Below are 24,647 nucleotides of genomic sequence, written 5' to 3' on the forward strand. Positions count from 1 at the left end.
TTACGTATCCACTCGCCGATTAGGTCACTCGCCATGGAAGAGCATTCGATCCACTCTTCGTATCGTGAAAAGCTGATCGAGCATCTGCTGATCGCCGAGTTGTTGAAGTGCTCCTGGCAGCTGAAAGACTACAGCCTGGAAGTATCCAAGCCGGAGGTAGACCGCTCGGGTTACGACCTGATCGCCGAGGCGAATGGCTATATCAGACACATCCAGCTCAAGGCCTCATTCACCGGCTCGGTGACCTCCCAGCAGAAGATCCATGTGTCACTGGCGAAGAAACCGTCGGGATGCGTAGTGCTGGTCTATTTCGACAAGGACACGCTGGAGCTGGGGCCGTTTCTGTATTACGGGGCTGCGCCGGGCCAGCCATTACCGAGCCTGGAGTCGTTCAAGGTTGCCAGGCACACCAAAGGTAATGCCGAGGGCGTCAAGGCCGAGAGGCCAAACCTCCGGGTACTGAATAAGCGTCACTTCACCCGCTTCGAAGATATTCAAGGCCTCTACAGCCAGCTGTTCGGGGCCGCATAGCCAGCCGGCTACCTCCGCCTCGCCTTCACCCGCACACAGTTTTGTCCTGCCGCTGTGCCTGTCGGCGCCCAGGCACGCCACCTACACTGACGTTTTCTCGCAGAGGTGACGGTGATGGCCCGGCAGGGACATGTGTTCGCGATGGCGTGCCTGGTGCTGGCCATGGCCCTGTGGGGCAGCTCCTTCATCGCTCTCAAGTTCGCCTTCGCCGAGCTGCCGCCGATGTGGGTGATCTTCGGCCGCATGGCCCTCGGCAGTCTGGTGTTCCTGCTGGCGTGGCGCTGGCGCGGGCGTCTCGACTACCGCCCCGGCGACTGGCGCTACCTGCTCGCCCTGACCGCGTGCGAGCCGTGCCTGTACTTCATCTTCGAGGCCCTGGCGCTGCAGCACACCAGCGCCGCCCAGGCGGGCATGATCACCGCGTTGTTGCCGCTGCTGGTGGCCATGGGCGCCTTCGCCTTCCTGCGCGAGCGGGTCGCGGGCACCACCTGGGCCGGCTTCCTGCTGGCGGTGCTCGGCGCCGTGTGGCTGAGCCTGGCCGGTGAGGCCGACGCCAGCGCGCCGGCGCCGCTGCTGGGCAACTTCTACGAGTTCGTCGCCATGCTCTGCGCCACCGGCTACACCCTGCTGCTGAAGTTCCTCTCCGAGCGCTACTCGCCGTTCATCCTCACGGCCATGCAGGCATTTATCGGTTCGCTGTTCTTCCTGCCACTGGCGCTGTTCACCGAGCCGCTGCCGACCACCTTCGGCGCGCTCGGCGTCGGCTCGGTGGTCTACCTCGGCCTGGTGGTGACGGTTGGCGCCTATGGCCTGTACAACTTCGGCGTCAGCCGCCTGCCGGCCAGCCAGGCCTCGGGCTTCACCAACCTGATTCCGGTATTCACCCTGATCTTCGCCGCGCTGCTGCTCGACGAGCGGCTCAGCCCGCCGCAATACGCGGCGGCGGCGCTGGTGTTCTTCGGCGTGGCGCTCAGCCAGTGGCGCACCCGCGCGCCCGCGCCGGCCGGCATTCTGGATTGAGGAGCGAGACATGACCGACATTCGCAGTTGGACCCGCGAGGCGGTGCGCATCATCGAGGCGGACTTCCAGCGCAGCGCCGACACCCACCTGATCCCGCTGGCGCTGCCGGGGCTGCCCGGCGTCGATCTGTACTTCAAGGACGAATCCAGCCACCCCACCGGCAGCCTCAAGCATCGCCTGGCGCGGTCGTTGTTCCTCTACGCCCTGTGCAATGGCTGGCTCAAGCCCGGTGCGCCGGTGATCGAGGCCTCCAGCGGTTCCACCGCCATCTCCGAGGCCTATTTCGCGCGGCTGCTGGGCCTGCCCTTCATCGCCGTGGTGCCCGCCAGCACGGCGCGCGAGAAGCTGGCGCAGATCGCCTTCTACGGTGGCCAGACCCACCTGGTCGAGGACCCGACGCGCATCCATGCCGAATCCGCGCGCCTGGCGCAGGGAAGCGGTGGCCACTTCATGGACCAGTTCACCTATGCCGAGCGGGCCACCGACTGGCGGGCGAACAACAACATCGCCGAATCGATCTTCCAGCAGCTGCGCCACGAGCGCTTCCCCGAGCCGAGCTGGCTGGTATCGAGCCCCGGCACCGGCGGCACGCTGGCGACGCTGGGCCGCTACGTGCGCTACCGCCAGTACGCGACGCGCGTGCTGTGCGCCGACGCGGAGCGTTCGGTGTTCTTCGACAGCTACGTCAGCGGCGACCGCGGCCTGACCCTGGACTGCGGCTCGCGCATCGAAGGCATCGGCCGGCCACGGGTCGAGCACTCGTTCATGCCCCAGGTGCTGGACGCCGCCTGCCAGGTGCCCGATGCCCTGTCATTGGCCGCCATGCATTACCTGGCGCGCTGCCTGAACCGGCGTGTCGGCGCCAGCAGCGGCACCAATCTGATCGGCGCGCTGCTGGTGGCGCGGCAGATGAAGGAGGCCGGCGAGCAGGGCTCGGTGGTGACGATCCTCTGCGACGGCGGCGAGCGCTACGCCACCAGCTATTACGACGACGCCTGGCTTGCGGCCCAGGGCTTCGTCCTGGCGCCGCTGATCGAGGCGGTGGCGGACTGCGCCGAGCGCGGCGCGGCACTGCCCGACCTGCCGAGCTGCGGCCTGTGAACGGCACGTTCGCCAGCCGGCCGGCGCGTGCCGAGGACATCCCGGCGATGGTCGCCTTCATCTTCGAGCACGGTCCCAATCCCTGGAACTATCTGCCCCAGGACGCCGTACTGGCGCACCTGCAGGGCATCGCCGAGGGTTCGGTACAGGCCGTGTTGGCGCAGCAGGACGGAGGCGAACTGGCCGGTTTCGTCACCTTCCTGGCCAGCAGCAACTTCGGGCGCTACCAGGCGCCGGAGCGCCGCGATCTGCCCCAGGGCTATGTCGGCGAGGCGGTGGTGCACCGCGAGCTGGCCGGCCGCGGCCTGGGCAGCCGGTTGCTCGGCGAGGCGGTGCGGGGATTGCATGCGCGGGGCATCCGCGACATCTACGTCGAACGCCACGAGGAGAACGCCGGCTCGGCGGGCATGATGCGCAAGGCCGGCTTCGTTGAGGTGGCGACCTTCGCCGACCCCGAGCGGCGTGGCGCGGGGAGCCGGCGCACCACGCTCTGCTACCTGCGGGTGATCGACTAGCCGAGCTGCACGGGCACCGTGCGCATCGGCTCCAGCGGCTTGAGCCATGCCTGCAGCACGTCCAGTAGGCGATTGGCGAACGCCCACTCGTTGTCGTACCAGGCCAGCACCTTGACCAGATTGTCGCCCTGCACCCGGGTGTGGTTGAGGTCGACCACGCAGGACACCGGGTAGCCGTTGAAGTCGGCGGAGACCAGTGGCAGGTCGTTGCACTCCATCACGCCGAGGGGGAACTGGCGGGCGGCCTTCTGCAGGCAGTCGTTGATCGCCTCGCGGCTGGTCGGGTGCTCGCTGGTGAAGGTCAGGTCGAGCAGCGACACGTTGGAGGTCGGCACCCGTACCGCCATGCCATCGAGGCGGCCGTCCAGCTCGGGTATCACCAGGCCGATGGTCTTGGCCGCGCCGGTGCTGGTGGGGATCATCGACTGGGCGGCGGCGCGGGCGCGGTAGAGGTCGTTGTGGGTCTTGTCGAGCAGGTTCTGGTCGTTGGTGTAGGCGTGCACCGTGGTCATCAGGCCCTGGCGGATGCCCACCGCGGTGTGCAGCACCTGTGCCAGCGGCGCCAGGCAGTTGGTGGTGCAGGAGGCGTTGGAGACGATCTGCTGGTTGCCCAGCAGGTGATGATTGACGCCGTAGACCACGGTCAGGTCGGCGCTGTCCAGCGGGTGCGACAGCAGCACCCGCGGCGCACCGGCGGCGAGGTGCTGCTCGGCCAGGGCGCGTTTCTTGGCCTTGCCGGTGCAGTCGACCACCACGTCCACGGCCATCTGTTTCCAGGGCAGCTGGGTGAAGTCCTTCTGGTTGATCAGGTGGATCGACTGGCCGCGCACCTGCATCACGTCTTCGCGGATGTCCACCTGGCCGAGCGGCCGAAGGTGGAGTCGAAACGGGTCAGGTGGGCGAGGGTGGCGAAATCGCCGGTCTCGTTGATCGCCTCGACGTGCAGCTGGTTCTCCAGCTCACGTTCGAACAAGGCGCGCAGCAGGGCGCGACCGATGCGCCCGTATCCATTCAGAGCAATCCGCAGCATGCATGTCTCCGCCGTCTGGGTTCGTCTTCAGCATAGGCGGCCCATCCGCCCCGTGAAAGCGAGGCGGGGTCGGAGAGTCGTGCTTCAACGACTATGCGTGGCGGTGCGTGCGCCACCGAAATAGGCACAGCCGCGCTGCACCTCGCCGTTCAGGCGCAGCTCGGCGCTGAGGTGCTGCACCGCACCGCTCATGTCGTCGACGCAGCGCTGCGGGGTCAGCCACAGTTCCAGGCGCTGGCCGTTGGCCTCGCTGCTCAGGCTGAAGCTGCCGTTCGGCAGCTGCTCTTCGAGGTAGGGCAGCGCCAGTGGCTCCTGGTCCGGGCGCAGCAGCACCAGGCCCGCGTCGCCGACGCCCAGGCTCCAGTCCGGCTCGTGGCCACTGGCGCGCAGCAACAGCTGATCGAAGCCGGGCTCGTTGCAGCCGGGGCCTTCGCCCTGCAGACGGTAGACCTGCTCCAGGCTCAGCTCGCCATCCAGGTCCGCCTGCTGGCTGGCTTGCGGCCGGGCGAGCAGGTCGACGAACAGGCCGCCCTGCCCATTGGCCCGCAGGCTCTCGGCGTCGCGGCGCAGGGTGCTGGCGGCATCGGCGACCACCGCCAGGCGGCGCTTCTCGCCGCACGGCTGCAGCAGCAGTCGACCCTGCTCCAGGGGCAGCTCGCCCTGCAGGCGCACGGCGGGCGTCGCCGGCGTGGGGGCTTGGTACACGTCGAACAGCTGGCAGCCGGCGAACAGCGGCAACAGGGCGAACATCAGGGCGCGAGCTTCGGGCATGGGGCTCTCCTTGCGAAAGCGGCCACGTTACCCAGCGCAGGCCGCCAGCTCAAGCGCCGGGCTTGTATAGTCCCGCGCGGGCGGCCATCCTTCGCGCACGACGTTCCGAGTGTGAACATGGATAGAAACACCGGCTCCGGCCTTTCCTTCGCCAAACGCATCTACCTGCCCCGCAGCATCGGTCTGGGCATCGGCTTCTTCTGTGTCGCCGCGGCGCTCTGGCCGCAACGGCCGGACACCTGGGTCTGGGCCCTGCTGGTGTTCAACGGCTTCCTCTGGCCGCACCTGGCCTTCCAGCTCGCCCGCCTGTCCGCTACGCCGTTCAAGGCGGAGCGCCGCAACCTGCTGGTCGACTCGGTGTTCGGCGGCTTCTGGGCCGCGGCCATGCAGTTCAACGTGCTGCCCACCGTGACCATCCTGGCGATGATGGCGATGAACAACATCGCCGCCGGCGGCGCGCGCTTCTTCGCCAAGGGCTGCCTGGCCATGCTCGCAGGCATGGCCCTGGCCGCGGCGGTGTTCGGTCCCGGCTTCGCCCCCGAGACCAACATGCTGCAGCTCTATGCTTGCCTGCCGATGTTGATCCTCTATCCGCTGGCGCTCGGCTGGGTCAGCTATCGCCTGAGCATCCAGCTGGCCGAGCACAAGCAGGCGCTGCGCGCCGCCAGCCGCACCGACAGCCTGACCCGGCTGTTCAACCACGGCTACTGGAAGGATCTGCTGCAGCTCGAGTTCACCAAGTGCCGCGGCGGCCAGCAGCGCGGCACCGTGGCGCTGATCGACCTGGATCACTTCAAGGACATCAACGACCGCCACGGCCATCTGGTCGGCGACAGCGTGCTGCGTCTGCTCAGCGAGCGCCTGGTACTGAGCCTGCGCCAGGAGGACATGGCCGGGCGTTACGGCGGCGACGAGTTCTGCGTGATTTTGCCCAACACGCCCCCAGTGCTCGCCGGCGAGGTGATGGAGCGCCTGCGCCGGGAGCTCGGCGAAGTGCGCAGCCCGCTGGCGCCGGAGCTGCGCGTCACCCTGAGCATCGGTATGGCCGGCTACAGCCCGTTCCATCTGGACGCCACCCAGTGGCTGCAGGCTGCCGACCAGGCGTTGTACCAGGCCAAGCAGCGCGGCCGCGACCAGGTGGTGACGGCCTGCGACACACCCCCCGGCAACGGCGAGGCGGCGAACGCCTGAGTTCCCAGGCCACGCCACCCGTGGCAGGCTAGGGCCTTTGCCACCGCACGGAAATGCCCATGTCCAGCGTCACCGAAGGCCTCGATCCGCTCAACGCCGCCGAAGTCCGCATCCTCGGCTGCCTGATCGAGAAGCAGGCCACCACCCCGGAAACCTACCCGCTGACCCTCAGCTCCCTGGTCCTGGCGTGCAACCAGAAGACCAGTCGCGAGCCGTTGATGAACCTCACCGAGGGCCAGGTCGGCCAGGCCCTGCGCGCCCTCGAAGGCCGCGGCATGACGCGCCTGGTGATGGGCGGTCGCGCCGATCGCTGGGAGCACCGGGTGGACAAGGCGCTGGAGCTGGTCAAGCCGCAGCAGGCGCTGCTCGGCCTGCTGTTCCTGCGCGGCCCGCAGACCATCAGCGAGCTGCTCACCCGCAGCAATCGCCTGTTCGCGTTCGAGGATGCCGCGGAGGTCCAGCACCAGCTCGAGCGCTTGATCGGTCGCGGTCTGGCGCTGCTGCTGCCGCGCCAGGGCGGTCAGCGCGAGGACCGCTACATGCATCAGCTGGGTGAGGCGGTCGACCTCGAGGCGCTGCTCGCGGCCCGCCAGGCGGACGCACCGCCTCGCGCCGGGGCCGACGATTCGCGCATCACCGAGCTGGAGGCGCGCATCGCCGCCCTGGAAGAGCGCCTGGCGCGCCTGGAGGGCCAGCCATGAGCCTGCTCGACGACCTGCGCGGCGCCGACATGCTGCTGATCGGCGGTCTGCACGCCTGGCAGTTCGAGCTGCGCGAGCAGGCCGAGGGCGAGCAGCCGCAGCTGGTCATCGAATGCATGGATGGCCGCACCCGCCGTGTGTGGAGCTTCGCCGCGGCTGCGGTGGCCGCCGCCGTGGCGGCGGGCGAGGCCGGCAGCTGGCGCCTGCGTGGCGCCGAGGGCGAGCATGAACTGGTGTGCCTCGGCGCGATCAGCGCGGACAACGATGATCAGAGCGATGAGCCGGACGAGGCCGACTGAGCCATGATCCGCTGCAAGCGCGTCTACGCGCCGGCGGCTACCGACGATGGCCGGCGCGTGCTGGTCGACCGCCTGTGGCCGCGAGGCTGCGGGAAGGAGAGCCTGGCGCTGGATGCCTGGCTCAAGGACGTTGCGCCGTCGGAAGCGCTGCGCAAGGACTTCTGCCACGATCCCGCGCTGTTCGACGAATTCCGCCGCCGTTACCGGCTCGAGCTGGCGGGGCATCCCGAATACTGGCAGGGCCTGCTGGGCATGGCGGAACAGGGCAACCTGACGCTGCTGTTCGCCGCCCGCGAGGAACGCTGCAACAACGCCCAGGTGCTGGCCGAATTCCTCGAGGACGAACTGGAGCGCCGCGGGCCGTCCAGCTCGCCGGTGTGCTACGCCGATCAGTAGATGCCCGAGTCGTTGCACACCAGCTCGTCGCTCTGCGCCACGGCGTAGCAGACCATGTTCTCGTCCTTGTACGGCACGGCGAGGCCATAGCCGGGCTTGCCGTTGACCAGCAGCTTCTGCTGCTCCCGGTCCCAGTCGATGCGCACCTCGTTGCCGTTGTCCCAGTCCCAGTGGGTGAAGAAGTACTGGTCGGTGGCCGCGCAGGTGGTCACCGCGCACTCGCCCTGGCCCTTCAGTTCGCCGCTCTTGTAGTAGTAACAGGTGCCGCGGCCCTCGCCGCAGCCGGCGTGCGCCTGGGTGCCCAGCAGGACGAGCAGCAGGCCGTAGCCGAGTGTGCGCATGGATGTTCCCCTCGCGTGATTCAAAGCCCGTGTACCTCCGTTTGCCAGCCGCCTGCGGCCTTGCGCACGACGAGTAACTGCTCGCCGCGACCGGGCGTGGCGCCGACCCGCCGACCCGTTTCATCCCAGAGCGCGCTGCGGCCGGCGGCCACATAGCCGCCGGAATCGCCGCCGTGGTTGGCCATCAGCACGGCATAGCCATGGGTGGCGGCGTGCTGCTGCAGCTTGGCGCAATCGCCCGGGTAGGCGTTCTCCGAGAGCAGCACCCCGGCGAGATACAGCGAGGCACCGGTGGCAGCGGCCGCGGTTGCGTGCTGGTCATGGCTGCTGTCGGCGCAGATGGACAGGGCAAAGCGCTCGGTGCCCAAAGGAAAGCAGGCGGCATCCGCGGCGCCTGCGCTGGCCCAGCGCTCCTCGCCCGAGTGCAGGTGTCGCTTGTGGTAAACCGCGTGGCTGCCGTCGGCGAACAGTACGATTGCGCCGATATGCGGACGATCGTTGGCGCTGGCCAGCGGGGCGCCGAGCACCAGGATCATCCGATGCCGCTGCGCCAAGGCTCGCAGCGGCGCGAGGGGGGAACCTGCCGGGTCGACCACGCAGCCGGCGACCCGGTCGGGCTCGTAGCCGCTCAGCGACAGCTCGGGAAACAGCAACAGTTCCACGCCCGCGGCGGCGGCCGTGCGGACGAAGGCGCAGTGGCGCTCGATATTGGCGGGCAGATCACCGGGCTGGGACAGGGTCTGGGCCGCGGCCAGGCAGAGGGCGGTCATGGGCGGTGCTCCGTTTGCCGGTGGCCTCTGCGGATGCGGTACACCAGCAGCGCGGCCGCGCAGATCGCCAGCTCGGCGGCGAAGGTCCAGTGCAACAGGAAGTTGAGCCACCAGGGCTGGTGAAGGGCCGGCACGCCGAAGAGGGCGAACGGCTGACCCGGCAAAGGCGCCAGCCACCAGATGTCGCCGACGAAACTGTCCAGCAGCATGTGCAGCATGCCACCCGGGGCAAAGGCCAGCGTCATCGCGGCGCTGGTGCTGTCGCGCCGGAGGCTGAGCCAGAGGCCGGCCAGGATGGTCAGGCCGGGCCACAGCGAAGGCCAGGGGCTGAAGTACTGATGGTGGTGGGTCTGGCGCCCGTCCACCAGGTAGAAGTAGAAGAGGTTCAGATCGGGCACCGTGGCGCCGAGCATGCAGGCCGGCAGGACATGGCGGGATAGAGCCGGCCGCTGCAGGACACCGAGCAGATAGCCAGAAGGGACGTGGGCAATGAACATCTGAAGGCTCCTCCTTGAGCGTGGCGCTAAACAGATAACCCCATTCACCGGCAAAAGAAAGCCGCCCGCAGGCGGCTTCTGCGCCGACCTGTTCTCAGTCCTTGTCCCGCGCCAGGCAGGCGGCGGCGGTGAACAGCACGTCGGTGGAAGAGTTCAGGGCGGTTTCCGCGCTGTCTTGCAGGATGCCGATGATGAAGCCGATGGCCACCACCTGCATGGCGACTTCGCTGGGGATGCCGAACAGGCTGCAGGCCAGCGGGATCAGCAGCAGCGAGCCGCCGGCCACGCCGGAGGCGCCGCAGGCGCACACCGCCGACACGACGCAGAGCAGGATCGCGGTCGGCATGTCGACGTCGACGCCCAGGGTATTCGCTGCGGCCAGGGTCAGCACGCTGATGGTGATGGCCGCGCCGGCCATGTTGATGGTGGCGCCCAGCGGGATGGACACCGAGTAGGTGTCCTCGTGCAGGCCCAGGCGCTCGGCCAGCTGCAGGTTGACCGGTACGTTGGCCGCCGAGCTGCGGGTGAAGAACGCGGTGATGCCGCTCTCGCGCAGGCAGGTGAACACCAGGGGGTAGGGGTTGCGGCGGATCTGGCTGAAGACGATCAGCGGGTTGACCACCAGCGCCACGAACAGCATGCAGCCGACCAGCACGATCAGCAGGTGGGCATAGCCGGCGAGGGCGCTGAGGCCGGCGTCGGCGAAGGTGGTGGCGACCAGGCCGAACACGCCGAGCGGCGCGCAGCGGATCACCACGCGCACGATCAGGGTCACGCCATGGGCCAGGTCGGTGAACATCGCGCGGGTGCTTTCGCTGCCGTGGCGAATGGCGATGCCCAAACCGATGGCCCAGGCCAGGATGCCGATGAAGTTGCCGTTGAGCAGGGCGTTGACCGGGTTGTCGACCACGTTCAGCGCCAGGGTCTTCAGCACTTCGGCGATACCGCCGGGCGGCGTGGTGCCTGTCGCGGCGTCCTGCAGCACCAGGGTCGAGGGCCACAGGCTGCTGGCGACCACAGCGACGATGGCGGCGGACAGGGTGCCGACCAGATACAGCACCAGGATCGGGCGGATGTGGGTGGGCTGGCCCGGCGTGTGGTTGGCGATGGCCGAGGCCACCAGGATGAACACCAGCACCGGCGCCACGGCCTTGAGTGCGGAGATGAACAGGCTGCCGAGGAAGCCGACCTCGTCGGTGGCTTGGGGCAGCAGCAGGGCGAGAAGGATGCCGGCGATCAGGCCGATGGCGATCTGCAGGACCAGGCTGGTGCGGTTGAGCAGCGCTAGGAAGGGGCGAAGGATCATGGTTGTGGTTCCTGTGATTCGGCAGGCCGCGCCTGTGGGCGCGAGCTGCGGGCGGTCGCCTCGTGGCGGCCGGTTTCCGGAGGCCTCTCGGATAACGATAGGCGCAGAAAAGAAGGCGGCGATTCTATAGGCCAAACGGGGTGGCTGTCGGCCATCCATCGGCGGGTGCGCGGTCGTGTCGCGGCGGAAAAAAGAAACGGCCCGCGAGGGGCCGTTTCCTTCGCCGATAGTGCCCGTCAGCCGCCGAGGTAGGCGTCGCGCACCTTCGGGTCGGTGAGCAGCGCCTCGCCGGAGCCCTGCATGACGATGTGACCGTTCTCCAGCACATAGGCGCGGTCGGCCAGCTTGAGCGCCTGGTTGGCGTTCTGCTCGACCAGGAAGATGGTCACGCCGTCTTCGCGCAGCTGTTCGATGATGCCGAAGATCTGCTGGATGATGATCGGCGCCAGGCCCAGGGACGGCTCGTCGAGCAGCAGCAGCTTGGGCTTGCTCATCAGCGCGCGGCCGATGGCGAGCATCTGCTGTTCGCCGCCGGACATGGTGCCGGCACGCTGGTCGAAGCGCTCCTTGAGACGCGGGAACAGGTGCAGGACCTTGTCCAGCTGCTCCTGGTTGTCGTCCTTGTGACCGAAGAAGCCGCCCATGGCCAGGTTCTCCTCGACGGTCAGGCGGGCGAACACGCGACGGCCTTCCGGCACGATGGCGATGCTCTTGCGCATGATGTCGCAGGATTCCTGTCCGACCAGTTCCTCACCCATGTAGCGGATGCTGCCGCTGGCCGCGCGCGGCGAGCCGCACAGGGTCATCAGCAGGGTCGACTTGCCGGCGCCGTTGGCGCCGATCAGGGTGACGATCTCGCCCTGTTCCACATCGATGCTGACATCGTGCAGGGCCTGGATCTTGCCGTAGAAGGTGGAGACGTTCTTGAAATTCAGCATGCTCACGCCTCCCCCAGATAGGCTTTGATCACGTCCGGGTTGTTGCGGATCTGCTCCGGCGTACCGTCGGCCAGGGGGGTGCCCTGGTTGATCACATAGATGTGGTCGGAAATGCTCATCACCAGGTGCATGTCGTGCTCGATCAGCAGCACGGTCACGTCATGCTCGTTGCGCAGCATGCCGATCAGCTGCTTGAGGTCCTCGGTCTCCTTCGGGTTGAGACCGGCGGCCGGCTCGTCGAGCATCAGCAGGCGCGGGCGGGTCATCATGCAGCGGGCGATTTCCAGGCGGCGCTGCTGGCCGTAGGCCAGGGTGCCGGCCGGGCGGTTGGCCACGTCGGTGAGGTTGACGATTTCCAGCCAGTGCGCCGCGTACTCCATGGCCGCCTTCTCGCTGCGGCGGAAGCCCGGGGTCTTCAGCAGGCCGGCGAGGAAGTTGGTGTTGAGGTGGCGATGCTGGGCGACCAGCAGGTTCTCCACCGCGGTCATTTCCTTGAACAGGCGGACGTTCTGGAAGGTACGCACCACGCCGCGATGGGCGATCTTGTGGCCCGGCAACTGCTGGATCGGCTCGCCATCGAGCAGGATGTCCCCGCCGCTGGGCTGGTAGAAACCGGTCAGGCAGTTGAACACGGTGGTCTTGCCGGCGCCGTTGGGGCCGATGATCGACACCACCTGCTTGGGCTGGACGGAGAGGGCGACATTGTTGACGGCCAGCAGGCCGCCGAAGCGCATGGTCAGCCCGCTGACTTCGAGAATCGGGCGGCTCATGGTTTCAGCTCCAGGTGGGGACGTTGCATGGGCAGCAGGCCCTGCGGACGCCAGATCATCATCAGTACCATCAGGGCACCGAAGAACAACATGCGGTATTCGCTGAACTCGCGCATCAGCTCCGGCATGAGGATCATCACCACCGCGGCGAGGATGATGCCGAGCTGCGAGCCCATGCCACCCAGTACCACGATGGCGAGGATGATCGCCGACTCGATGAAGGTGAAGGACTCCGGCGTGACCAGGCCCTGGCGCGCGGCGAAGAAGCTGCCGGCGAAACCGGCGAAGCAGGCGCCGAGGGTGAAGGCGGAGAGCTTGATCACGGTGGGGTTCATGCCCAGTGCGCGGCAGGCGATCTCGTCTTCGCGCAGCGCTTCCCAGGCACGGCCGATGGGCATGCGCAGCAGGCGGTTGATCACGAACAGGGTCAGCAGGACCAGCAGCAGGGCGATCACGTAGAGGAAGATCACCTTGTTGATCGAGTTGTAGGCGATGCCGAAATACTCGTGGAAGGTCTGCATGCCCTCGGCGGCGCGGCGCTCGAAGGAGAGGCCGAACAGGGTCGGCTTCTCGATGTTGCTGATGCCGTTGGGGCCGCCGGTGACTTCGGTCATGTTGCGCAGCAGGATGCGGATGATCTCGCCGAAACCGAGGGTGACGATGGCCAGGTAGTCGCCGCGCAGGCGCAGCACCGGGAAGCCCAGCAGGAAGCCGAACAGCGCGGCCATCATGCCGGCGATCGGCAGGCACACCCAGAAGCCCAGGCCGTAGTAGTGCGACAGCAGCGCGTAGCTGTAGGCGCCCACGGCGTAGAAGCCGACGTAACCCAGGTCGAGCAGACCGGCCAGGCCGACCACGATGTTCAGGCCGAGGCCGAGCATCACGTAGATCAGGATCAGTGTGGCGATGTCCACGGCGCCACGGCTGCCGAAGAACGGCCAGGCCAGGGCGACCACGACCAGGCCGAGGATGATCCAGCGCTGGGTGGAGGGCAGGGTGAGGAAGTTGCTGGCACTGTCCGGCAGCTTCGGCATGCTGGGCGCGCTGGCCCAGGCGCTGCTCAGCCGGTCGCGGAACAGCTGCCAGAAGAACATGGCCACGGCGGCCGCGGCGATGGTCCAGAGCACGGCCGGGCTGGCGCCGTGCACTTCCAGCTTGATGCCGACGGTGGTCAGCTTCAGGCCGAGCACCGGGTAGGCGACGGCGATGACCAGCAGGGCGCTGAAGAAGGCGGTCTTGAGGTTCTTGGCGTTCATACTTTCTCGACCTCCGGACGGCCGAGGATGCCGGTCGGGCGGAACAGCAGCACCAGCACCAGCAGGCTGAAGGCCACGACATCCTTGTACTGGTCGCCGAACAGGTCGGCGCCGAAGGCTTCGGCCACGCCCAGTACCAGACCGCCGAGCATGGCGCCCGGGATGCTGCCGATGCCGCCAAGCACGGCGGCGGTGAACGCCTTGATGCCGGCGAGGAAGCCGATGTGCGGGTTGATCACGCCGTATTGCAGGCCCAGCAGCACCGCGGCCACGGCGGCCAGGGTGGCGCCGATGACGAAGGTCAGGGCGATGATGTTGTTGGTATTGATGCCCAGCAGGTTGGCCATCTTGATGTCCTCGGCGCAGGCGCGGCAGGCGCGGCCCAGGCGGGACTTGGAGATGAACATGGTCAGGCCGTACATCACCAGGAAGGTGACGACGAAGATCAGGATCTGCATGTAGGAGATGACCACGCCATTCATGGTGCTCTCGCCGAACACCAGATTGCCCGGGATCAGGTTGGGAATGGCTTTGTCTTTCGAATCCTGGGCCAGCAGGATCTCGTTCTGCAGGAAGATCGACATGCCGATGGCGGAGATGAGCGGGATCAGGCGGTTGCTACCGCGTAACGGCCGGTAGGCCACCCGTTCGATGCTGTAGCCATAGGCACTGGCGACGATGATGCTGGCGGCGAACGCGCCGATGATCAGCAGGGGCAGGCTGTCGAGCCCCATCATGGTCAGACCGGCGATGACGATGAAGGCCACGTACGAGCCAATCATGTACACCTCGCCGTGGGCGAAGTTGATCATGCCGATGATGCCGTAGACCATGGTGTAGCCGATGGCGATCAGGGCATAGGTGCTGCCAACGGTCAGACCGTTAACCAGCTGTTGCAGGTAGTGATAGAGCTCAGGCATTACCTAACTCCTCGGCACGCTCCGTGAAGCGGCGCTCGTGACGCGACGGGTGGCCGGAAATTACACGATAAAACAAAGCCCACTGCTCTCGCAGTGGGCTTTGGGTTCAGGCGGGAAGCTTACTTGGCTTCGGTTTTGGTACCGTCCTGGTGCCACTCGTAGACAACGAAGCTGAAGTCCTTCAGGTCACCCTTCTCGTCGAAGCCCAGGGTGCCGGTCGGAGTCTCGAAGGTGTTGGCGCGCAGCGCTTCGGCGACTTTGTCGGTATCGGTGCTGCCGGCTTTCTTCATGCCTTCAGCCATAACCTGCACTGCAGCGTAGGCCGGGAACACGAACGGGCCGCTCGGGTCCTGGTTCTTGGCCTTGAAGGCTTCAACCAGAGCCTGGTTCTTCGGATCCTGGTCGAAGGACTTCGGCAGGGTGACCAGCAGGCCCTCGGAGGCCGGGCCGGCGATGGCGGAGATCTCTTTGTTACCCACGCCTTCCGGACCCATGAACTTGGCGTTCAGGCCTTTCTCGGCCGCCTGGCGCAGCAGCAGGCCCAGTTCCGGGTGGTAGCCGCCGTAGTAGACGAAGTCGACGTTGGCTTGCTTGAGCTTGGAGATCAGCGAGGAGAAGTCCTTGTCGCCGGCGTTGATGCCTTCGAACACGGCGACCTTGGTGCCTTTGCCTTCCAGGGTCTGCTTGACCGCGGTGGCGATGCCTTCACCGTACTGCTGCTTGTCGTGAACGACGGCAACGGTCTTCGGCTTGACGTGGTCGGCAATGAAGTTGCCGGCGGTCGGGCCCTGCAGGCTGTCCAGGCCGATGGTGCGGAACACCAGCTGGTAGCCGCGGGAGGTGATGTCCGGGCTGGTGGAAGCCGCGGTAATCATCATGATGCCTTCGTCTTCGTAGATGTCGGACGCCGGCTGAGTGGAGCTGGAGCACAGGTGGCCAACGACGTATTTCACTTCGTCGTTGACGATCTTGTTGGCTACGGCAACGGCCTGCTTGGGATCACAGGCATCGTCGTACTTGACGCCTTCGAGCATCGCGCCGTTCACCCCGCCGGCCTTGTTGATCTGCTCGATGGCCATTTCGGCACCGATGAACTGCATCTCGCCGTACTGGGCAACGGCACCGGTCACCGGGCCGGCCAGGGCGATCTTGATGGTGTCGGCAGCCATCGAATAGCTGGCGGCGCCCGCCAGGGCCATGGCGGCGAACAGCTTGGTCACTTGCTTGGTAGCCTGTTTCATAGTGCTCCACTCTTATATGTGTTGTTCGTTCTTGTAATCCATGCGGCCGAAGCTGCAGGACCGGTAACCACCCCGGCCACACCCCCGGCAACTGTACCGGCACAGTGTAGAACTCTGGTTTGCGGCTTGAAAAGCGCACAGTGGGAAGCGGAGCGGGGTGGTGTCGCTTGATTGAAATAAACGTACAGAATAACGGCGCTTGTTTTGGTGACTGAAAGGTCCTTCTGCCAGTTGATGCGAGGTGGCGAACTTGCCTGGGCAGAGACGGGCGCTATCATGGCGCCCCTCCGCACGTGTGCTTTCTACCCAGGGCAAGTCATGACAGAACAAGCAAGCACTCTCTATGCCAAGCTCCTCGGCGAAACCGCGCAGATTGGCTGGCAGGAGCTGCAACCGTTCTTCGCCCGCGGCCAGTTGCTGTGGGTGGGCGAGGCGCTGGATCTGGTGGAGGTCGCGCAGGCCGTGGCCGAGGATGCCGGTGCCAAGGTCGCGGCCTGGCTGCAGGCCGGCCAGGTCGCCAAGGTCGACGAGGCGCGCGCGCAGGACTACCTGCAGCGCGACCCGGATCTGTGGGCGGTGGTGGTGTCACCCTGGGTACTCATCCAGGAGCGCAGCGCTGGTGCATCGCTGCACTGATCGAGGTCTGCGATAGAGCGAAACGCTGGTCTAGAATCACCTTTCCAGACCTGCAAGGAGAGCCGCCATGTTCGAACCGGGCCATCTGCACCGTGCCAGCCTGCCGGGCCAGACCGAGTTTTCCGTAGACCTCTATTACCAGGTGCGCAGCGACCCGAAGGAGGGGCAGATGCTGCACTTCCGCATGGAAGGGCAGATCGCCGGCAAGGCCTTCAAGGACGAGTTCGAGCTGCACCGTGATACCGCCTTCAACTTCGCCAGCGTGGCCACGCGCGTGGCCGCCAAACATGGCCTGCCGACCAACCACTCGCTGATCATGCGCGGGCATAGCGAGTTCGACAGGATGTTCGAGGACATCCGCGACAAGCTGGGAGCCAAGCCCGGCGAGACGGTGAACTTCGAGCATCTGGAGAAGGATGGGCTCTGAGCCATCGCCCCCGACCAAGCCCCGCCAAGGCGGGGCTTTTTTATTGGCTGTTCGCAGGGTGCGCCGCGCGTGCCAGGCGGACTTTCTTGCCGTAGGCCGAATAACCGGGGACGTAGTCCCTGGCGCGAGTCCGGCAGGCAACAAAATAGCCTCAGGTTTTCACCTGAGCCTGTCGAATTTGGCTCCGCGACCTGGGCTCGACGGCGCCAGCGGCGGCCCCGAAGGGGTGAGGCCGCAGGCCGAATAACCGGGGACGCTGTCCCCGGCGCGAGTCCGACAGGCAACAAAAAAGCCGCAGGTTTTCACCTGAGGCTTTCGAATGTGGCTCCGCGACCTGGACTCGACGGCGCCAGCCGAACGCGCGTCAGCGGCGGCCCCGAAGGGGTGAGGCCGCAGGCCGAATAACCGGGGACGCAGTCCCTGGCGCGAGTCCGACAGGCAACAAAAAAGCCTCAGGTTTTCACCTGAGGCTTTCGAATGTGGCTCCGCGACCTGGACTCGACGGCGCCAGCCGAACGCGCGTCAGCGGCGGCCCCGAAGGGGTGAGGCCGCAGGCCGAATAACCGGGGACGCAGTCCCTGGTGAGGGTCCAGTGCAGGCAATAAAAAAGCCCCAGGTTTTCACCTGAGGCTTTCGAATGTGGCTCCGCGACCTGGACTCGAACCAGGGACCCAATGATTAACAGTCATTTGCTCTACCGACTGAGCTATCGCGGAACAGCGGTGCGTATCCTACTGATTAAAAAGGGGAAGTCAACACCCGTAGGGCCGACTTCCCGATTCGTCTCAGAGCACCTGGGCGATGGCGCGGGTGACGGCGTCCAGGTTGTTGCGGTTCAGTGCGGCGACGCAGATGCGGCCGGTGCCGACGGCGTAGATGCCGAACTCGGTCTTCAGGCGTTCCACCTGTTCGGTGGTCAGGCCGGAATAGGAGAACATGCCGCGCTGGCGGGCGACGAAGCCGAAGTCCCGCTTGGCGCCCAGTGCCGCCAGCTGCTCGACCATGGCCAGGCGCATGTCGCGGATGCGCTCGCGCATCTCGCCCAGTTCCTGCTCCCAGAGCGCGCGCAGTTCGGGGCTGTTGAGCACGCTGGCGACCACGGTGGCGCCGTGGGTCGGCGGATTCGAATAGTTGGTGCGAATCACCCGCTTGGCCTGCGATAGCACGCGGCTGGCCTCGTCCTTGCTGGCGGTGACGACGGACAGCGCGCCGACCCGCTCGCCATACAGCGAGAAGGACTTGGAGAACGAACTGGAAACGAAGAATGGCAGACCGGCGTCGGCGAACAGGCGCACGGCGAAGGCGTCCTGGTCGATGCCCTCGCCGAAGCCCTGGTAGGCGATGTCGAGGAACGGTACGTGCTCGCGCTCGCGCAGAACTTCCAGTACCGCTTTCCAGTCATCCAGAGAGAGGTCGACGCCGGTCGGGTTATGGCAGCAGGCGTGCAGCACGACGATGGAGCGCGCCGGCAGGGCCTTGAGGTCTTCCAGCAGACCGGCGCGGTTCACGCCGTGGGTGTCGGCGTCGTAATAACGGTAGTTCTGCACCGGGAAGCCGGCGGATTCGAACAGCGCGCGGTGGTTTTCCCAGCTCGGGTCGCTGATGGCGACGACGGCATTGGGCAGCAGGCGCTTGAGGAAATCGGCGCCGGTCTTCAGGGCGCCGGTGCCACCGACGGCCTGGGTGGTGACCACGCGGCCTTCGGCCAGCAGGGCGGAGTCCGCGCCGAACAGCAGCTTCTGCACGGCGCTGTCGTAGGCGGCGATGCCTTCGATCGGCAGGTAACCGCGCGGGGCGTGAGCTTCGATACGCGCCTTCTCGGCCTCGGCAACGGCGCGCAGCAGCGGAATTCGGCCTTCCTCGTTGTAGTACACGCCCACACCCAGGTTGACCTTGGTGCTGCGGGTATCGGCGTTGAAGGCTTCGTTCAGGCCCAGGATGGGGTCGCGCGGCGCCATTTCGATGGCGGAGAACAGACTCATGATTGCGGCGGTCTCGAGAAGAGAAGGTGGGAACCGGCAACGCCCGGGCGCAATCGCGCTAGGGGTTGCATAGACGGGCCGGTATTATAGCGGCCCAGCCTGCGCGCGGCGACAGCGTCAGCGCGCATTCAGAAGCTATGACGCCGGCGCTTGCGCCGCGTCACAGCGGCATTGCGAGGATGGATCATGTCGGAGTTTCAGCTCGTCACCCGCTTCCAGCCCGCCGGCGACCAGCCGGAGGCCATTCGCCAGATGGTCGAGGGCCTCGAGGCCGGTCTGTCACACCAGACCCTGCTGGGCGTGACAGGCTCGGGCAAGACCTTCAGCGTCGCCAATGTGATCTCCCAGGTGCAGCGCCCGACCTTGGTGCTGGCGCCGAACAAGACCCTGGCCGCCCAGCTCTATGGCGAGTTCAAGAGCTTCTTCCCGAACAATGCCGTCGAGTACTTCGTCTCCTACTACGACTATTACCAGCCGGAAGCCTACGTGCCGTCTTCCGACACCTTCATCGAGAAGGACTCCTCGATCAACGACCACATCGAGCAGATGCGCCTGTCGGCGACCAAGGCGCTGATCGAGCGGCCGGATGCCATCGTCGTCGCCACCGTATCCTCCATCTACGGTCTGGGCAGCCCGGACGAATACCTGAAGATGGTCATGCACCTGGACCGCGGCGACAAGATGGACCAGCGCGCGCTGCTGCGCCGCCTGGCCGATCTGCAGTACACCCGCAACGACATGGACTTCGCCCGCGCCACCTTCCGCGTGCGCGGCGACGTGATCGACATCTTCCCGGCCGAATCGGACCTGGAGGCGATCCGCGTCGAGCTGTTCGACGATGAAGTCGAGAGCCTTTCGGCCTTCGATCCACTGACCGGCGAGGTGATCAAGAAGCTGCCGCGCTTCACCTTCTATCCCAAGAGCCACTACGTCACGCCGCGCGAGACCTTGCTCGACGCGGTGGAGCACATCAAGGCGGAGCTCAAGGAGCGCTTGGACTACCTGCGCGGCCAGAACAAGCTGGTCGAGGCCCAGCGCCTGGAACAGCGTACCCGCTTCGACCTGGAGATGATCCTCGAGCTGGGCTACTGCAACGGCATCGAAAACTACTCGCGCTACCTCTCCGGCCGCGCGCCGGGGCAGCCGCCACCCACCCTGTACGACTACCTGCCGGACCACGCCCTGCTGGTGATCGACGAGTCCCACGTCACCGTTCCGCAGATCGGCGCCATGTTCAAGGGCGACCGTTCGCGCAAGGAAACGCTGGTGGAGTACGGCTTCCGCCTGCCCTCGGCGCTGGACAACCGGCCGATGCGCTTCGAGGAATGGGAGGCGGCCAGTCCGCAGACCATTTTCGTCTCCGCCACCCCAGGGCCCTACGAGGCCGAGCATGCCGGGCGGGTGATCGAGCAGGTGGTGCGCCCCACCGGTCTGGTCGACCCGGAAGTGGAAGTGCGCCCGGCGCGCACCCAGGTCGACGACCTGCTCTCGGAGATCCGCAAACGCGTAGCGGTCGAGCAGCGCGTGCTGGTCACCACCCTGACCAAGCGCATGGCCGAGGACCTCACCGACTACCTGGCCGACCACGATGTCAAGGTGCGCTACCTGCACTCGGACATCGACACGGTGGAGCGGGTGGAGATCATCCGCGACCTGCGCACCGGCGCCTTCGATGTGCTGGTGGGCATCAACCTGCTGCGCGAGGGCCTGGACATGCCGGAGGTGTCGCTGGTGGCGATCCTCGACGCGGACAAGGAGGGCTTCCTGCGCAGCGAGCGCTCGCTGATCCAGACCATCGGCCGAGCCGCGCGCAACCTGCACGGCCGGGCGATTCTCTACGCCGACAACATGACCGGCTCGATGCAGCGGGCGATCGACGAGACCGAGCGTCGCCGCGAGAAACAGATGGCCTTCAACGAGGCCAATGGCATCGTCCCCAAGGGTGTGGTCAAGGACATCAAGGACATTCTCGAAGGCGCGGTAGTGCCCGGCGCGCGCAGCAACAAGCGCAAGGCCGCGGCGAAGGCGGCGGAGGAAAACGCCCGCTACGAGGCCGACCTGCGTTCGCCGAGCGAGATCACCAAGCGCATCCGCCAGCTCGAGGAGAAGATGTTCCAGCTGGCCCGCGACCTGGAGTTCGAGGCCGCCGCGCAGATGCGCGACGAGATCCAGAAGTTGCGCGACCGGCTGCTGCAGGTCTGAGTCATGATTGTGGGAGGCAAGGACCGTAGCCCGGATGCAATCCGGGTAGATTGGCGGCTCCGTTCCCGGATTGCATCCGGGCTACGTGGCTGGGATGCGGCTTGGTTGTGAGGGCGCGCTTTCTGTGGGAGCGCCCCTTGGTCGCGATAGGGACCCCATAAGAGCATCGCGGTGCCGCCCAGCTGCCCCACAAGAAAGCAGGGCGTCAGCGCCGACCGAAGATGATCATCGACACGCCGGCCAGGATGGCGAGGCAGGCCAGGCCGGCGGACAGGGTCAGGCGTTCGTCGAGGATCAGGTAGCCCAGCAGCAGCGCCACCACCGGGTTGACGAAGGCGAAGGTCGACACAAGGCTCGGACGCACCTCGCGCAGCAGCCAGAAGTAGGCGGGGTACACGCCCAGGCTGACCGGCAGCACCAGATAGAGCAGCCACAGCCAGCCGGTGCCACTCAAGTCGCTCAGCCGCAGCACCTGCCAGTCGCCATGCCAGAGGCCGAGCGCGGCCAGCACCAGCGCGCCGACCAGCATCTGCAGGCCCAGCCCGGTCGCCGGCGAGCGTAGCGGCGGGCGCTGGCGCAACCACCAGGCGCCGAGGGCCCAGAGCAGGGTGGCCGACAGCACCAGAGCGCCGGAGAACCACTGCGCCAGCCCGGCTTCGTTGCCCAGGCCATCCCCCATTAGCAGCACGATGCCGCCGATGGCGATGGCCAGGCCGAGCAGCACCCACAGCGGCGGCCGTTCGTCCAGCAACCATTCCAGCGCCACGCTCCACAGCGGCAGGGTGGTGTAGAGCATCGCCAGCATGCCCGTGGGCAGGTGCTGGTTGGCGTAGATCAGCGCGCCCTGGCCGACCGCGATCAGCAGCAGGCCGCCGATCAGCGCGGCGCCCCAGTCGCTGCGCTGTACCTTCAATCCGCCACGTGCCGCCACCCAGAGCAACGCCAGCACGCCGGCCAGGCAGAAACGCAGGGTGCCGATGACGAACGGCGGCAGCTCGCGCAGCAGAAAGTGGTTGGCCAGGTAGGTGGTGCCCCAGCCGAGATAGATGACCAGAAAGGCACCGGCCAGGAGGAGCGAGCGATAGCGCGAGGCGGACATGGAAAACCTGAGCAGGCGAGGCGGACTGAGGGGCGCGAAGTGTACGAGCAAACGATCCAGGACGCCGCGCCGGATCGTTGCGTCCGTGGCTAGTGCGCCGCGCCTCCGGTCGCGCCCGCCGGCAGGGCGCGGGTCAGCAGCACCGCGATCATGCTGATGGCCAGCGCCAGGCCGACAAAATGGAAGGCATCGTTGTAGGCCATGATCAGCGCCTGCTGATGGGTGATCTCGCTGAGCTTGCCCAGGGCCGCCTGCTGGCTGCCGAGCTGCTCGGCGAGCAGCGCCAAGCGCTCGTCCACCTGAGGGTTGCCCGGTACCAGGGCCTCGCGCAGGTAGTCGAAGTATTCCTTGGCGCGGCTATCCAGCAGAGTGGCCAGCAGGGCGATGCCGATGGCGCCGCCCAGGTTGCGCAGGATGTTGAACAGGCTCGACGCCGAGCCGGCGTCCTGTGGCTGGATATAGGCGGTGGCGATCAGCGAAATGGTCACCATGATCATCGGCTGGCCGAGGGCGCGGATGATCTGGATATGGTTGAACTGCTCCCCGGCGAAGTCCGGGTTGAGCTGCCCGGAGAAGAAGCTGGAGGCGCCGAACAGGGCAAAGCCCAGCGCGCACAGCACCTTGGGCGGCACCACCTTCATCAGCTTGGGCACCAGCGGGATGAGGAACAGCTGCGGCAGCCCCATCCACATGATCACCTCACCGATCTGCAGGGCGTTGTAGCCCTGGATCTGCGCCAGATACAGCGGCAAGAGGTATATCGAGCCGTATAGCCCCAGACCCATGCCCAGGCTGGAGATGCTGGTCAGGCCGAAGTTGCGCTCGCGCAGGATGCGCAGGTTGATCAGCGGGTTGTCCCGCGAGAACTGAAGGATCACGAAGAGGATCAGGCTGACCACCGCCACGCTGCCCAGGCCGACGATCAGGCTGGATTCCAGCCAATCCTTGCGATGGCCTTCCTCGAGAAAAACCTGCAGGCAGCCCAGGCCCATGCCCAGGGTGACGATGCCGGCGTAGTCGGTGCTCTTCAGCAGTTCCCAGTGCGGCGGCTTCTTGTCCAGCCCGTACATCAGGCCGGCGATCATCAACAGGCCCGGCGGCACGTTGATATAGAAGATGTATTCCCAGCCCCAGTTCTCGGTGAGCCAGCCGCCCAGGGTCGGGCCGATGGACGGGGCGAAGGTGGCGGTGATGGCGAACAGCGCCATGCCCTTGGCGCGGTGATGCTCCGGCAGCTTGATCAGGGTCAGGGTGAACGCGAGCGGGATCAGCGCGCCGCCGGTGAAGCCCTGCAGTGCGCGGAACAGGATCATGCTCTCCAGATTCCAGGCCATGGAGCAGAGCAGGGAGGAGAGCAGGAAACCGATGGATACCCACACGGCCAGGCGCCGCGCCGAGAGCAGCTGAACCAGCCAGGCGGTGAGCGGGATCATGATGATCTCCGCCACCAGGTAGGAGGTGGAGATCCACGAGCCTTCCTCCAGGGTGGCCGACAGCGCGCCCTGGATGTCCTTGAGCGAGGAGTTGGTGATCTGGATGTCCAGCACGGCCATGAAGGCGCCGAGCATGGCGCTCATCACCGCGATCCAGTCGCGCCGGCTCGGTTCTCCGACCGGGCGCAGCAGCGCGTCAGCCGCCATGGTGTTTGTCGCTGCCGATATCCACGTTCACTTCCACCGACATGCCGGGGCGAATCTTGCCCTGCAGCGGGTTGTCGGCGGCGAAGGTGAGCTTCACCGGGATGCGCTGCACCACCTTGGTGAAGTTGCCGGTGGCGTTGTCCGGCGGCAGCAGGCTGAACTGCGCGCCCGAGGCGGCGAACAAGCTGTCGATGCGGCCCTCGATGGGCGTGTCGGGGTAGGCGTCGAAGGTCAGCTCGGCGTGCTGGCCCACCTGCATCTGGCCAATCTGGGTCTCCTTGAAGTTGGCCTGCACCCAGATGGCGTCGCTCGGCACGATCGACAGCAGGTAGGCGCCGGCCTGTACCACCTGGCCCGAACGCGCGGAGCGCTGGCCGATGGTGCCGCTGATCGGTGCGTGGATTTCGGTGCGCGTCAGGTTCAGCTCGGCCTGGGCGATGTCCGCCCGGGCGTTGGTGATCTGCGCCTGCAGGCGCTTGATGTCGGCCTGTAGCGCGTCCACCCGCTGGCGTTGGGCGGAGAGATCGGCCTCGGCCTTGGACAGTTGCGAGCGGGCCACGCGGCTGTCGGCCGCCAGCGTGGTGACCCGCTCCTCGGAAACGTAGCCCGGCTTACGCAGGGTCTGGGCGCGGGACAGGTCGATCTGCGCGCGGCTGAGCGTGGCCTGGCCGGCGGCGACATCCGCCTGGCTGGCGGCGATCAGGCTGGCCTGCTGGTCCAGCCGGCTCTGCGCCTGGGCCAGCTCCGCCTCGCGGGTGGCGAGGGCGGCGCGGGCGCGCTCCAGGGCCAGCTCGAAGTCGGCGGCTTCCAGGGTCAGCAGCAGTTGGCCCTTCTCCACGTGCTGATTGTCGACCACCAGTACTTGCTCGATGCGCGCGCCCAGTTGACTGGAAACCCGGGTGATCTCGGCCTGCACGTAGGCGTTGTCGGTGCTCTCGTGGAAGCGCCCGACCAGCAGCCAGTGGCCGAACAGCCCTAGTCCGACGACGACGAGGAGAGCAATGAAAAGGGTCAGGCGACGTTGCAACTGGGCGGGCATGGAGGGCTCGGACGGCAGGCAGGAAAT

General features: G+C 66.6%; 25 protein-coding genes, 1 tRNA gene and 1 pseudogene. 11 read left to right on the plus strand and 16 right to left on the minus strand.

What is annotated here, in order from left to right; genetic code table 11:
• Positions 1-33 precede the first annotated feature (33 nt).
• The 4 genes from NF616_RS14530 to NF616_RS14545 all read left to right on the plus strand — a co-directional run bounded on the left by NF616_RS14530 (position 34) and on the right by NF616_RS14545 (position 3,168).
• A complete protein-coding gene (locus NF616_RS14530; RefSeq protein WP_252274007.1) occupies positions 34-531 on the plus strand; it encodes a hypothetical protein in 498 nt (165 codons plus the stop codon).
• A gap of 114 nt (positions 532-645) precedes the next feature.
• The gene (locus tag NF616_RS14535) at positions 646-1,551 is read left to right on the plus strand and encodes a DMT family transporter (protein WP_252274008.1); all 906 of its coding nucleotides are present in this window, start codon (positions 646-648) and stop codon (positions 1,549-1,551) included.
• A gap of 10 nt (positions 1,552-1,561) precedes the next feature.
• Positions 1,562-2,653 (plus strand): PLP-dependent cysteine synthase family protein, encoded by a 1,092-nt coding sequence (locus NF616_RS14540; RefSeq protein ID WP_252274009.1) that lies wholly within the window; start codon positions 1,562-1,564, stop codon positions 2,651-2,653.
• 47 nt (positions 2,654-2,700) lie between these two features.
• Positions 2,701-3,168, plus strand: coding sequence for a GNAT family N-acetyltransferase (locus tag NF616_RS14545; protein ID WP_286675075.1), 468 nt, complete (start codon positions 2,701-2,703; stop codon positions 3,166-3,168).
• Here the strand turns inward: NF616_RS14545 and gap are convergent.
• Positions 3,165-4,198 (minus strand): annotated as a pseudogene (gap, locus tag NF616_RS14550) (type I glyceraldehyde-3-phosphate dehydrogenase). The gene NF616_RS14545 and the pseudogene gap sit on opposite strands and share 4 nt — an antisense overlap.
• 84 nt (positions 4,199-4,282) lie before the next feature.
• Entirely contained in the window at positions 4,283-4,969 is a 687-nt protein-coding gene (locus NF616_RS14555) for a COG3650 family protein (protein WP_252274011.1), read from the minus strand.
• 117 nt (positions 4,970-5,086) lie between these two features.
• On the opposite strand from NF616_RS14555, the gene NF616_RS14560 reads away from it, so the two are divergent.
• Genes NF616_RS14560 through NF616_RS14575 form a run of 4 tightly spaced genes read left to right on the plus strand, consistent with a single transcriptional unit; the run spans position 5,087 to position 7,556 of the window.
• On the plus strand, positions 5,087-6,160 hold the full coding sequence (locus NF616_RS14560; protein WP_252274012.1) for a diguanylate cyclase: 1,074 nt from the start codon (positions 5,087-5,089) through the stop codon (positions 6,158-6,160).
• 59 nt (positions 6,161-6,219) lie between these two features.
• Complete coding sequence (locus tag NF616_RS14565) at positions 6,220-6,861, plus strand: YceH family protein (protein ID WP_252274013.1); 642 nt, start codon at positions 6,220-6,222, stop codon at positions 6,859-6,861.
• Positions 6,858-7,160 carry a DUF5629 family protein gene (locus NF616_RS14570; RefSeq protein ID WP_252274014.1) on the plus strand — a complete coding sequence of 101 codons (303 nt, stop codon included), beginning with the start codon at positions 6,858-6,860 and terminating at the stop codon, positions 7,158-7,160. The genes NF616_RS14565 and NF616_RS14570 overlap by 4 nt, the downstream gene beginning before the upstream one ends.
• A gap of 3 nt (positions 7,161-7,163) precedes the next feature.
• Complete coding sequence (locus NF616_RS14575) at positions 7,164-7,556, plus strand: DUF488 domain-containing protein (protein ID WP_252274015.1); 393 nt, start codon at positions 7,164-7,166, stop codon at positions 7,554-7,556.
• On the opposite strand, the gene NF616_RS14580 is transcribed toward NF616_RS14575, so the two are convergent.
• The 9 genes from NF616_RS14580 to NF616_RS14620 all read right to left on the minus strand — a co-directional run bounded on the left by NF616_RS14580 (position 7,550) and on the right by NF616_RS14620 (position 15,595).
• Positions 7,550-7,897, minus strand: coding sequence for a hypothetical protein (locus tag NF616_RS14580; RefSeq protein WP_252274016.1), 348 nt, complete (start codon positions 7,895-7,897; stop codon positions 7,550-7,552). The two genes, NF616_RS14575 and NF616_RS14580, sit on opposite strands and share 7 nt — an antisense overlap.
• A 20-nt stretch (positions 7,898-7,917) precedes the next feature.
• Positions 7,918-8,667, minus strand: a complete 750-nt coding sequence (locus tag NF616_RS14585) for a carbon-nitrogen hydrolase family protein (protein WP_252274017.1) — start codon at positions 8,665-8,667, stop codon at positions 7,918-7,920.
• A complete protein-coding gene (locus NF616_RS14590) occupies positions 8,664-9,164 on the minus strand; it encodes a metal-dependent hydrolase (protein ID WP_252274018.1) in 501 nt (166 codons plus the stop codon). Before NF616_RS14590 ends, NF616_RS14585 begins: the two co-directional genes overlap by 4 nt.
• A 94-nt stretch (positions 9,165-9,258) precedes the next feature.
• Positions 9,259-10,470: a serine/threonine transporter SstT gene (gene sstT / locus NF616_RS14595; protein WP_252274019.1), complete on the minus strand. Its 1,212-nt coding sequence runs from the start codon at positions 10,468-10,470 to the stop codon at positions 9,259-9,261.
• A 236-nt stretch (positions 10,471-10,706) separates the two neighbouring features.
• On the minus strand, positions 10,707-11,408 hold the full coding sequence (locus tag NF616_RS14600; RefSeq protein ID WP_252274020.1) for an ABC transporter ATP-binding protein: 702 nt from the start codon (positions 11,406-11,408) through the stop codon (positions 10,707-10,709).
• Between the two features lie 2 nt (positions 11,409-11,410).
• Positions 11,411-12,178, minus strand: coding sequence for a high-affinity branched-chain amino acid ABC transporter ATP-binding protein LivG (gene livG / locus NF616_RS14605; RefSeq protein ID WP_252274021.1), 768 nt, complete (start codon positions 12,176-12,178; stop codon positions 11,411-11,413).
• Positions 12,175-13,434 carry a high-affinity branched-chain amino acid ABC transporter permease LivM gene (locus tag NF616_RS14610; protein ID WP_252274022.1) on the minus strand — a complete coding sequence of 420 codons (1,260 nt, stop codon included), beginning with the start codon at positions 13,432-13,434 and terminating at the stop codon, positions 12,175-12,177. Before NF616_RS14610 ends, livG begins: the two co-directional genes overlap by 4 nt.
• Positions 13,431-14,354: a high-affinity branched-chain amino acid ABC transporter permease LivH gene (livH, locus tag NF616_RS14615; protein WP_252274023.1), complete on the minus strand. Its 924-nt coding sequence runs from the start codon at positions 14,352-14,354 to the stop codon at positions 13,431-13,433. Before livH ends, NF616_RS14610 begins: the two co-directional genes overlap by 4 nt.
• A gap of 119 nt (positions 14,355-14,473) precedes the next feature.
• Positions 14,474-15,595 carry a branched-chain amino acid ABC transporter substrate-binding protein gene (locus NF616_RS14620; RefSeq protein ID WP_252274024.1) on the minus strand — a complete coding sequence of 374 codons (1,122 nt, stop codon included), beginning with the start codon at positions 15,593-15,595 and terminating at the stop codon, positions 14,474-14,476.
• Positions 15,596-15,913: 318 nt separating this feature from the next.
• Between NF616_RS14620 and NF616_RS14625 the strand changes: the two genes are divergently transcribed.
• Together NF616_RS14625 and NF616_RS14630 are read left to right on the plus strand one after the other, a co-directional pair.
• Positions 15,914-16,231 (plus strand): DUF2288 domain-containing protein, encoded by a 318-nt coding sequence (locus NF616_RS14625; protein ID WP_252274025.1) that lies wholly within the window; start codon positions 15,914-15,916, stop codon positions 16,229-16,231.
• Positions 16,232-16,298: 67 nt separating this feature from the next.
• Complete coding sequence (locus NF616_RS14630) at positions 16,299-16,658, plus strand: DUF5064 family protein (RefSeq protein ID WP_252274026.1); 360 nt, start codon at positions 16,299-16,301, stop codon at positions 16,656-16,658.
• 640 nt (positions 16,659-17,298) lie between these two features.
• On the opposite strand, the gene NF616_RS14635 is transcribed toward NF616_RS14630, so the two are convergent.
• Positions 17,299-17,374: transfer RNA gene (locus NF616_RS14635), tRNA-Asn, on the minus strand.
• Between the two features lie 69 nt (positions 17,375-17,443).
• Positions 17,444-18,640 (minus strand): amino acid aminotransferase, encoded by a 1,197-nt coding sequence (locus tag NF616_RS14640; protein ID WP_252274027.1) that lies wholly within the window; start codon positions 18,638-18,640, stop codon positions 17,444-17,446.
• A 186-nt stretch (positions 18,641-18,826) separates the two neighbouring features.
• On the opposite strand from NF616_RS14640, the gene uvrB reads away from it, so the two are divergent.
• The gene (gene uvrB / locus NF616_RS14645; protein ID WP_252274028.1) at positions 18,827-20,842 is read left to right on the plus strand and encodes an excinuclease ABC subunit UvrB; all 2,016 of its coding nucleotides are present in this window, start codon (positions 18,827-18,829) and stop codon (positions 20,840-20,842) included.
• A 205-nt stretch (positions 20,843-21,047) separates the two neighbouring features.
• On the opposite strand, the gene NF616_RS14650 is transcribed toward uvrB, so the two are convergent.
• The 3 genes from NF616_RS14650 to NF616_RS14660 form a co-directional block, all read right to left on the minus strand.
• Positions 21,048-21,941: an EamA family transporter gene (locus tag NF616_RS14650; RefSeq protein ID WP_252274029.1), complete on the minus strand. Its 894-nt coding sequence runs from the start codon at positions 21,939-21,941 to the stop codon at positions 21,048-21,050.
• An 89-nt stretch (positions 21,942-22,030) separates the two neighbouring features.
• Positions 22,031-23,581 (minus strand): MDR family MFS transporter, encoded by a 1,551-nt coding sequence (locus NF616_RS14655; RefSeq protein WP_286675061.1) that lies wholly within the window; start codon positions 23,579-23,581, stop codon positions 22,031-22,033.
• Positions 23,571-24,620 (minus strand): HlyD family secretion protein, encoded by a 1,050-nt coding sequence (locus NF616_RS14660; RefSeq protein WP_252274030.1) that lies wholly within the window; start codon positions 24,618-24,620, stop codon positions 23,571-23,573. The genes NF616_RS14655 and NF616_RS14660 overlap by 11 nt, the downstream gene beginning before the upstream one ends.
• Positions 24,621-24,647 lie beyond the last annotated feature (27 nt).

It is taken from the genome of Pseudomonas subflava (assembly GCF_023823685.1).
In the GTDB taxonomy this organism is placed as follows: domain Bacteria; phylum Pseudomonadota; class Gammaproteobacteria; order Pseudomonadales; family Pseudomonadaceae; genus Aquipseudomonas; species Aquipseudomonas subflava.

Bases quoted from the DNA above. Each gene is read 5' to 3' on its own strand.
- NF616_RS14585 (WP_252274017.1), bottom strand. From the start codon at position 8,667: ATGACCGCCCTCTGCCTGGCCGCGGCCCAGACCCTGTCCCAGCCCGGT.
- NF616_RS14620 (WP_252274024.1), bottom strand. From the start codon at position 15,595: ATGAAACAGGCTACCAAGCAAGTGACCAAGCTGTTCGCCGCCATGGCC.
- NF616_RS14555 (WP_252274011.1), bottom strand. From the start codon at position 4,969: ATGCCCGAAGCTCGCGCCCTGATGTTCGCCCTGTTGCCGCTGTTCGCC.
- NF616_RS14610 (WP_252274022.1), bottom strand. From the start codon at position 13,434: ATGAACGCCAAGAACCTCAAGACCGCCTTCTTCAGCGCCCTGCTGGTC.
- NF616_RS14580 (WP_252274016.1), bottom strand. From the start codon at position 7,897: ATGCGCACACTCGGCTACGGCCTGCTGCTCGTCCTGCTGGGCACCCAG.
- NF616_RS14540 (WP_252274009.1), top strand. From the start codon at position 1,562: ATGACCGACATTCGCAGTTGGACCCGCGAGGCGGTGCGCATCATCGAG.
- NF616_RS14625 (WP_252274025.1), top strand. From the start codon at position 15,914: ATGACAGAACAAGCAAGCACTCTCTATGCCAAGCTCCTCGGCGAAACC.
- uvrB (WP_252274028.1), top strand. From the start codon at position 18,827: ATGTCGGAGTTTCAGCTCGTCACCCGCTTCCAGCCCGCCGGCGACCAG.
- NF616_RS14655 (WP_286675061.1), bottom strand. From the start codon at position 23,581: ATGGCGGCTGACGCGCTGCTGCGCCCGGTCGGAGAACCGAGCCGGCGC.
- NF616_RS14535 (WP_252274008.1), top strand. From the start codon at position 646: ATGGCCCGGCAGGGACATGTGTTCGCGATGGCGTGCCTGGTGCTGGCC.
- NF616_RS14565 (WP_252274013.1), top strand. From the start codon at position 6,220: ATGTCCAGCGTCACCGAAGGCCTCGATCCGCTCAACGCCGCCGAAGTC.
- livH (WP_252274023.1), bottom strand. From the start codon at position 14,354: ATGCCTGAGCTCTATCACTACCTGCAACAGCTGGTTAACGGTCTGACC.
- NF616_RS14590 (WP_252274018.1), bottom strand. From the start codon at position 9,164: ATGTTCATTGCCCACGTCCCTTCTGGCTATCTGCTCGGTGTCCTGCAG.
- NF616_RS14630 (WP_252274026.1), top strand. From the start codon at position 16,299: ATGTTCGAACCGGGCCATCTGCACCGTGCCAGCCTGCCGGGCCAGACC.
- NF616_RS14660 (WP_252274030.1), bottom strand. From the start codon at position 24,620: ATGCCCGCCCAGTTGCAACGTCGCCTGACCCTTTTCATTGCTCTCCTC.
- NF616_RS14650 (WP_252274029.1), bottom strand. From the start codon at position 21,941: ATGTCCGCCTCGCGCTATCGCTCGCTCCTCCTGGCCGGTGCCTTTCTG.
- sstT (WP_252274019.1), bottom strand. From the start codon at position 10,470: ATGATCCTTCGCCCCTTCCTAGCGCTGCTCAACCGCACCAGCCTGGTC.
- NF616_RS14600 (WP_252274020.1), bottom strand. From the start codon at position 11,408: ATGCTGAATTTCAAGAACGTCTCCACCTTCTACGGCAAGATCCAGGCC.
- NF616_RS14640 (WP_252274027.1), bottom strand. From the start codon at position 18,640: ATGAGTCTGTTCTCCGCCATCGAAATGGCGCCGCGCGACCCCATCCTG.
- NF616_RS14570 (WP_252274014.1), top strand. From the start codon at position 6,858: ATGAGCCTGCTCGACGACCTGCGCGGCGCCGACATGCTGCTGATCGGC.
- NF616_RS14545 (WP_286675075.1), top strand. From the start codon at position 2,701: ATGGTCGCCTTCATCTTCGAGCACGGTCCCAATCCCTGGAACTATCTG.
- NF616_RS14575 (WP_252274015.1), top strand. From the start codon at position 7,164: ATGATCCGCTGCAAGCGCGTCTACGCGCCGGCGGCTACCGACGATGGC.
- NF616_RS14530 (WP_252274007.1), top strand. From the start codon at position 34: ATGGAAGAGCATTCGATCCACTCTTCGTATCGTGAAAAGCTGATCGAG.
- livG (WP_252274021.1), bottom strand. From the start codon at position 12,178: ATGAGCCGCCCGATTCTCGAAGTCAGCGGGCTGACCATGCGCTTCGGC.
- NF616_RS14560 (WP_252274012.1), top strand. From the start codon at position 5,087: ATGGATAGAAACACCGGCTCCGGCCTTTCCTTCGCCAAACGCATCTAC.